The organism is Polynucleobacter sp. 35-46-11, from assembly GCF_002281105.1.
Genome location: NZ_NCFJ01000094.1, coordinates 1 through 7,212 on the forward strand (window position 1 = coordinate 1; position 7,212 = coordinate 7,212).

Sequence of the window (7,212 nt, forward strand, 5' to 3'; positions counted from 1 at the left end):
CAAAACAAGAACGAAACAGGTTCTGTTAAGAACTCTGAATTGGCTGTTGGCGTTCGCCACTCTTTCTAATCCCCCTGCTGGCTTAGCCAGTTAAGGATTTAAAAGTCGAAAACCCCATCGCTCGCAAGAGCGGTGGGGTTTTTCAATGGGTGGATGAGTTATCCAGCGTTACTTAAGTAACGCAGAGGAAGCTAAGCCGCGCGCTTTAGTGTTGCCTCATTACTGGCAGTCATCGCTAACTTAGTTGATGTTGACAGTGATGTGATCAATTGCTGCGCAGCCGCAGCATTTGCAATGTTGTTAACAGCCATCCAGCGATAAATTAAGTCCATGTTGAGTCCTCGTTCTTTGCAGCGTTGATAAAACAAAGTGTTGTCATCACTAATTGCAGCAACATCAAGCATAGTCAAATATTCAGCCATTGCTAGTGACTCAAGACTGCTGCTTGGATACATGATCCCAATAATTTCTTGCTTCTGGGTTTGGTGGTTGTAAACGCATAGCATGTGTGTAAAGCTGACATCTTTAGCATGCGGCAATGTTTTGGATCTGGCAAATAGAGCATTGCCAATTCCTTGTTTTGAAGTAAGCGTTGACCGTAGTGCTTTTTGTAGGTTGGATTCAACACATTTTTTCTGCTGCTGTGCTTCATTGCTGACTTCCGCTGCGCGAATCTTGTCAACGCCACCATTAACTTTTATGTAATCAATCAAGCCAGCAGAGCTGATGCCGTTGGTGATTGCAACATCCAACACGCGACCATAAACATGTGCAGTTTTACGACTGGCGCGAGTGACATACTTGACCACCAAGGCAGTGGTCTTGGTGTTGGCTTGAGTCTTGAGACCGTATTTCTCCTTTAAAAGCTGTCGCATCTGCTTGATGAGTTTGTCTTTATTTGGGCTTGCAATTAGTTTCTCATGCAGCTCAAGGAGCTCTGCAAGTATGCAATACAGCTCATTGTTTGCTCGCGTTATAAACTCACTGACATAGTCTTCGTGGCGCTGAGCAAGCAAGTCAGCGTGTGTGATGATCGCGTGGTTAATGTCCACCTTAGTGCGTGTAAATTTCATACAAACCTTGTAAAAAAATGCAGCTAGCATTGCTAGCTGCTGTGTGTCATTAAGCAGTTGTTAAGTCTTCGATGTTGTTAATAGCCATCCAAACATCCATTTGCTCACTAATCAACTCACCAATTTCATCTGCTAAGTTGTCATAAAAATCTTCACCAAATTGGTATCTAATTTCAGTGATGAATTTTGGATTTTTATAGTCGTCGCAAATAACACGGACATCCTCCTCTGCGTGGGAGCGGGATTCCCACACTTGGCTTTGCAGGTGCTTCTGAAGGCTTTTTGCAAAGCAAGCAGGAATAGCAGGTGTGCTGTAACTGACGAGCACGATGGTTTGGGTTTTAGTTACTTTTGACATATAAATACCTTTTAAAAGTTAATTGATAAAAACATAAACAGTTCTTTGCTTATGTAGGAGTATTTTAAGCTTTTGTGATTTTTATGTAAAACCAATATCTTAATAACAAGGTTTTTGTACATTCAAAATAGGAAAAAATTAACCAATAAGAAAACAGAAGATCATATGGAGGTGATATGGCACGAGCAACTGGCAAAGAAGCAATCAGGCTTTGGTATGAGTTTTTAAAGAGAGCTGCAGAAAAACCAAATATCAAAATCAACACCAAATACTACGAAGGGTGGGGTGACTATGAAGGCACCAGATTTAATGATTGGTGGGCTATGCATGGCAACAGCTTATTTCCTCGCAACAAGGTTGAAGTCGCAAAGCGTTACTTAAGTAACGCTGATGTCATGCAGTTATCAATACCTAAATCATTGACTCCAACAGCTGCAGCAAATCAAGTGCGCGATTTGTTGATGGCACATTACAAAAATATTGGGCACCATCCAAAACCAAGTCGTGATTACCAATTAACAGAAGGTGCAGAAATTAAAGTGAGTGCTTTGCGTGCGTATCTTCACACTTACGATATTCACCAAAAAATTTTGACAAGCAGCTCATCGAAGAGAGTGCCAGCCAAGGTTGTGCTTGCTGAAGTTAGGCGTTTTTACTTGGCAAGAAGCGCAAAGTGGAAAAATTCCAAACGCAAGGTTGAAGGGCTGCCCATGGCACTGGCGGGCGATTTTGAATATGACGAGGTTAGTAATGCTGTGAGATCGCTAGGAAATGATGTAGGAGCAGAAAGAGCCATTCGTCGATACTTGCTAATTGCAAACAATTTAATTCATGCTGCAGCAAAGGGAGATTTTCCAAGCAAGTTCTACTCAGTCTTGAATTGAACGAATTGTTAAATACCCATGCATGGAGAACTTGACGATCAAATCAATTCCACCGCATTGCGTTTCATTTCGTCATTTACATCAATGTAGCGTTGAGTGACTGCAATTGAGCGGTGCCCCGCAAGGCTAGCTAGTACTCGAACGCCAATGCCCTTGGCTGCCAAGTTGGTGATAAAACTGCGACGCATTGAGTGACTGGAAGCGCCAGCAACACCTGCACGCTTGAACAAGTAATGAAAGTGCTGCGCCAACACATTGGCACTAAAGCGTTTGCGCCCCGCAGTGACGAACAACGGGTGAGCGGGATCAAGTGGCTGGCGCAGGTCCAAGTAACTCTGCAGCTCATCCCGCAGTTTTTGGGGCAAGAACACGGTGCGTGGTTGGCGTCCCTTGGTCTGCTCAGCAGTCAATCGAACTTCTGCTTTGACGGACCCATCCACATTCATTACATCGCCAACACGGAGGCTGGCAATTTCTCCCACGCGAACACCTGACCACAGTCCCGTTAAGAACATCACGCGATTGCGTAGCGGGAAACTTTGTGTAGCGATGTAGTTCAAGACCTGATCGATTTCCGCTGGGGTGAGTGTTTTTGCTTGGGACATGATTTGTGCTGTTTGCATTAAATGATTTCGTTTCTGTAAGTGTGTTTTCTTTTGTGTTTTTGGGCGACCTGTAGCCCGTAAAAATGGCGGGTCATTTTTCTTTCCAAGAATCAATGACTTACGCAATCACCAAATCAAAGTGTGTTTTTATTTGGTGCAAGTATTTATGCCTGCAGCACCGCGATCTGTGGGATCAAGACGACATTTATGCAGCAACTGCGTAAAACAACGCTGCAGCGTTTTTTTGCTATCCCAGCTACATGACTTGCTGGCGCTGAAAGATCTGCGCTTGCTGCGCTGATTTGAGGGGTTGTGCTTAGACTGCTGAGAGCGAACTGCGTTCGCTTGCGTATCGCTTGCAGCTCACGCAAGTTGCTTCGCTTAGAAATGAGAGATGACTGGTTGGGGAAAGTTTTGAGCAAACGACGGCTATGTCACCACAAAGATGAACATAAGCCGCCGTGTCGTTCTGGTCAGTGCAAAGCCCGTCGCAGGACGAGTATGAAAGAGTTTGACGCGAGACGAATGTATTGAAACTCGCAAACTGCTTCTGCATTGATTTGCATTGCAGCAACTCTGCGGCTCTCTCTGTGCTGCAAGCCTTCATACCAACTTGCTGCGAGAGCGGGGTCATTAGCCGTCATATTCCAACCCGCGTTTGTGCCATTTGTTAGACGAGCGACTTACTCGTGGTCTTGTGCTGCCTTACTTGGTTGCCTTGGTGTGTTGTTTGTCGAACTTGGCTGACTTGCGCTGTGCCTGCTTGGCAATGTTCATCACCTTAAAGCATTGACCCTGTGTGATTTTGTTGCGAGTGCGAACTGAGCGAGTGGCTTTGATAAAGTTGTTCAGCGTGTGAGCTTGGTTTTGCTCCAGCAGCTTGCCCCAGTCCTTAAGCGTGGCTGTCGCCAACTTGGTGGCTTGAAACAGCTCTGCTGTGCCAGCGTAGATGTGCGCCACATTAACGCCATTGTTTGCCAGCCAGTCATCTGTCTGTTTTCTTTGTTGCATGTCTTTGAAGTTCATGCATCTATTTAGTCCTGCCAAATAGAACCATACTTTTTCCGCTGAGTTATTTGGCTAAATACTGGATGAAAGACTACATCGCCACAGTTCGCATCAAGGGCAACATCGTCAAGACCATTGTTCATGCAGAAAACACAACACATGCACGATTGCTACTGCAATACCAATACGGCTGGGACTGCATCATTGCCAGTCCAGTGCTTGGAGAAACAATCAAGCCCAAAACACCAGAGCAGCAGCGCATTGACAACTTGAAGGCTACAAAAGATCGAGCTGCAGATGCATTGGCTGCAGAGCGTCAGCGCCAGCAAGTCGCCAAAGCTCAAAAGTCACTTGCTGTTGCGCAGCGAAGAAAAATTAATCCGTTGTCCAATGCTTAGGCTTGAGGGATTTTTAAGTTGGCTGTTTGCGGTGCACTCATCCAACTTGTCTATCAAGCGCCACGGTCAGTCAATGATAAAATTTATAAACTTTCACTTAGCAAATAATCGAACAAAATGTCTTTTAGAAATTTGACTTTATTTTGCATCGCACTATTTTCTGTTGCTCACGCCTCAGCTCAGCCTGTTAGGCAGCTTTATTGTGTCTGGGAAGCACAAAGATCTTCGACGAATCCAAATTGGGAAAGTGTTTTCTTAGGTAAAGATAACCCTGGTAAGGTGTTAATAAAGGGAGAGACTGTCTCATATGGTTCAAATAAAATATTTGTCAGTCTTCCTGATCGCCCTGCAATTAATCGCAATGGCGCAAAAATTTTTCAATATTTTGGCGAGCAGAAAAGTCTTCTACAGATTTCTTATGCTCCAAAAGATCAAATTTTGATTTCCCTTACTTTGTTAAATGAGACAGGAAATCAAGTGGCTGTTAATCTGGCTGGGTCTTGCGTCCCTCTCTAAGTTACAAGCGCTAAAAGTATTTTCTTTGATTTTGTGTTCTATGAGATTCAATGCTAGATCTAAATTAATGAGTTCAAATATTTCATTAATGAGTGACAACTAATCGTCGTTTAACACGCCACCTCATCTCAATGTCCCGCCAAAGTGGCGGGTTGCTGGTCGCCCAAGCGCCAGCATGATCACAAAATTACCTGTGCTTTATCAATAAATGAAAGGAAAAGCACATGTCTACTTCCGCACTCGCAACACTCAAACTCACTACAGCTCGCAAACCTCGCGCATTGCCAGATGTGGTCAAGCGCCGCAATAAGCTGATCAATAAATTGACTGATCAGCGCGAATTGGCAATCGCAGTCATAGAAGGTCGAAACTTCACACCCCAGCGCCTTCGCACCGTAGTTGATCGCACTACAGGCGAACGCACTGTGCGAGAAATGCCTGTGCGCATCAAGGCTTGGTGGTGGACAGGTGAAAAGAACGAAACGCTGCTCAGCGTTTTTTATGGAAGTAAGGCACTTGAGCTGAATAAAGGAAAGTCAGCCATTGAGATTGCCAGTGTCAAAGAGCTACCTGCAGTCTTTGACACTTTGATCAATGCGGTATTGAACAGCGAACTGGATGCGCAGATTGAAAGCGCCAGCATCAAGCTGCGTGATGGATTTAAGAAATAACGCGATTGAGGGCGGGCTTGCTAGGTGTGAGTTCGCCTGCTTTGCAGCATTGCAATGTTCTGCTCGCCAGTCACTGTGCTTGCATAGTGATTGTTAATCACATCTACACTGGTTCGTGCGTTTCGCGCCAGTGTTATCAAATCAATCCCTTGTCCGTAAAGCAAGCGGAATGTGATTGCGCTGTGACGCAAGCTATAAAGGCTACGCGGATACCCGTGTGGGTTAAGTTTTAGTCCAGTATGGTCTAGCACCCAGTTAAACATGGTGCTCAGCACTGCCAAAGCATGGGTTCTGTTTTTTAGGTCAGGCAGCAGAAGGTAATCGTTAGGCTTTGCATCAGGTCTGTGCTTGCAGATTTGCTCATAAATGCGAACTGCAGGGCGTAGTGTGACGATGGGCGCACTGTGCAGCTTGGTCTCAGGCAGGGTAAGTCGCAGATAGGTGTTCTTGCCCCTTATCACCTCAACATGGCGATGCTTGAGTTTGGTTAAGTCTCCTGGTCGCAAGAAGCAGTTGACCATCAGGCTAATTGACCAAGCCATTTCAGGTGGCATGCGGTGATCGTTGTAGGCTTGCTTGATACGCTTGCGCATTTCTTTCCTGCCTGCTGGATGCTGCACACCACGAAGTGCTCGTGCAGCTCTAAGCAGCTGCCAATACTCAGTGGGTGTGAAAGCCCCGCGTGATGCAGATTTGACTTTGATCTTGGGAATGTCTGGTGCTTGCTCTATCGCACCAATGCGCACTGCATGAATAAGAACTTTGCGAACAGTAATGAGGTAGGTGCTGACAGTAACGGTGGTGTGTTTGATACTCAGGGTTTGTGCAAACTCCTGCAGCATTTGGTAAGTGATCGCACTTGGAAGCATTGCGCCAAAGTGTGGGAGCACATATGCATCTAGCCTGTTGCGAAGCATGCGCAAGGTTCCAGCACCAAGCTCACCGCGCTCCACCCGTGCTTGTTCATTGGCGTAGACCTGCGCTGCAATGGCGCCAAATGTCAGTTCTTGCGGTTCGTTTGTCTTGTGGACTGGTGTGTTTGCAATTGCAACAGTTGGTTCAAGCTGCGAGATATGGCGCTTGGCGTGAAGGCTTTCATAAAACCAACGAGCAAAACGCTCAGCCAGTTTGAACGAAGTGGTTTTTGCTGATCGTCTATGAAAGCGACCATCAACCCAACAGCGCACTTGCCAATATTGACTGGCAGAGATTTTGTAAACAACTAACTTGCTGGGATAACCAGCCACAGCTGCAATGGTGCTTGGTATTGGAACGGTGCGATCGCGTGAGTGTCTATCGTCATTTGCGGCGACTGAGCTGTAATTGGCAAGCTGAGTGAACATGTTCGCAGCGTAAAGTTGTATGCCGCACAGGGCAAAGATTTCACGCTTTTCACAAGCGATTTGTTGGCGCTTGAAACCCGTGCCGTCACCATCGTTTTGCCAGCTGTGCCAGTGCGAAAAACAGTTTGCAAAGTGTTGTGAAAATCACAACCTAGTTGTATGCCGCAGACCATGCAACTTTTAGAAAAAATAATACGGTGGAATCAATTTAAGATCACTAAAACACCTTAAAAGAATACCTTAGAAGACAAAATCGCAAACCCTCATTGCTATCGCCGCTTTGGCTGCAACTTCTGCTTTCGCACAATCTTCTGTGACCCTTTACGGCGTCATGAACGGTGGTGTTAACCAAGTTA

The 7,212-nt window shown here is 45.6% G+C and carries 10 protein-coding genes; 4 read left to right on the forward strand and 6 right to left on the reverse strand.

Annotated elements, in window-relative coordinates; all coding sequences use genetic code 11:
- Positions 1–191 precede the first annotated feature (191 nt).
- Both B7Y67_RS08540 and B7Y67_RS08545 read right to left on the reverse strand, forming a co-directional pair.
- Positions 192–1,073: a hypothetical protein gene (locus tag B7Y67_RS08540; protein ID WP_293598280.1), complete on the reverse strand. Its 882-nt coding sequence runs from the start codon at positions 1,071–1,073 to the stop codon at positions 192–194.
- A 49-nt stretch (positions 1,074–1,122) separates the two neighbouring features.
- Complete coding sequence (locus B7Y67_RS08545; RefSeq protein WP_293598281.1) at positions 1,123–1,431, reverse strand: hypothetical protein; 309 nt, start codon at positions 1,429–1,431, stop codon at positions 1,123–1,125.
- 176 nt (positions 1,432–1,607) lie between these two features.
- On the opposite strand from B7Y67_RS08545, the gene B7Y67_RS08550 reads away from it, so the two are divergent.
- Positions 1,608–2,315, forward strand: coding sequence for a hypothetical protein (locus tag B7Y67_RS08550; protein WP_293598282.1), 708 nt, complete (start codon positions 1,608–1,610; stop codon positions 2,313–2,315).
- Between the two features lie 38 nt (positions 2,316–2,353).
- Here B7Y67_RS08550 and B7Y67_RS08555 read toward each other — a convergent pair whose 3' ends face one another.
- From B7Y67_RS08555 to B7Y67_RS08565, 3 genes are all read right to left on the reverse strand, one after another.
- Positions 2,354–2,920: a site-specific integrase gene (locus B7Y67_RS08555; RefSeq protein WP_293598289.1), complete on the reverse strand. Its 567-nt coding sequence runs from the start codon at positions 2,918–2,920 to the stop codon at positions 2,354–2,356.
- 473 nt (positions 2,921–3,393) lie between these two features.
- The gene (locus B7Y67_RS08560; RefSeq protein ID WP_293598283.1) at positions 3,394–3,564 is read right to left on the reverse strand and encodes a hypothetical protein; all 171 of its coding nucleotides are present in this window, start codon (positions 3,562–3,564) and stop codon (positions 3,394–3,396) included.
- Between the two features lie 61 nt (positions 3,565–3,625).
- Positions 3,626–3,946, reverse strand: coding sequence for a hypothetical protein (locus tag B7Y67_RS08565; protein WP_293598284.1), 321 nt, complete (start codon positions 3,944–3,946; stop codon positions 3,626–3,628).
- Between the two features lie 50 nt (positions 3,947–3,996).
- Between B7Y67_RS08565 and B7Y67_RS08570 the strand changes: the two genes are divergently transcribed.
- The 3 genes from B7Y67_RS08570 to B7Y67_RS08580 all read left to right on the forward strand — a co-directional run bounded on the left by B7Y67_RS08570 (position 3,997) and on the right by B7Y67_RS08580 (position 5,513).
- The gene (locus B7Y67_RS08570) at positions 3,997–4,326 is read left to right on the forward strand and encodes a hypothetical protein (RefSeq protein WP_293598285.1); all 330 of its coding nucleotides are present in this window, start codon (positions 3,997–3,999) and stop codon (positions 4,324–4,326) included.
- Positions 4,327–4,443: 117 nt separating this feature from the next.
- On the forward strand, positions 4,444–4,842 hold the full coding sequence (locus B7Y67_RS08575) for a hypothetical protein (RefSeq protein WP_293598286.1): 399 nt from the start codon (positions 4,444–4,446) through the stop codon (positions 4,840–4,842).
- A gap of 224 nt (positions 4,843–5,066) precedes the next feature.
- Complete coding sequence (locus tag B7Y67_RS08580) at positions 5,067–5,513, forward strand: DUF6641 family protein (RefSeq protein WP_293598287.1); 447 nt, start codon at positions 5,067–5,069, stop codon at positions 5,511–5,513.
- A 20-nt stretch (positions 5,514–5,533) separates the two neighbouring features.
- Here B7Y67_RS08580 and B7Y67_RS08585 read toward each other — a convergent pair whose 3' ends face one another.
- Positions 5,534–6,856 carry a hypothetical protein gene (locus tag B7Y67_RS08585; protein ID WP_293598288.1) on the reverse strand — a complete coding sequence of 441 codons (1,323 nt, stop codon included), beginning with the start codon at positions 6,854–6,856 and terminating at the stop codon, positions 5,534–5,536.
- Positions 6,857–7,212 lie beyond the last annotated feature (356 nt).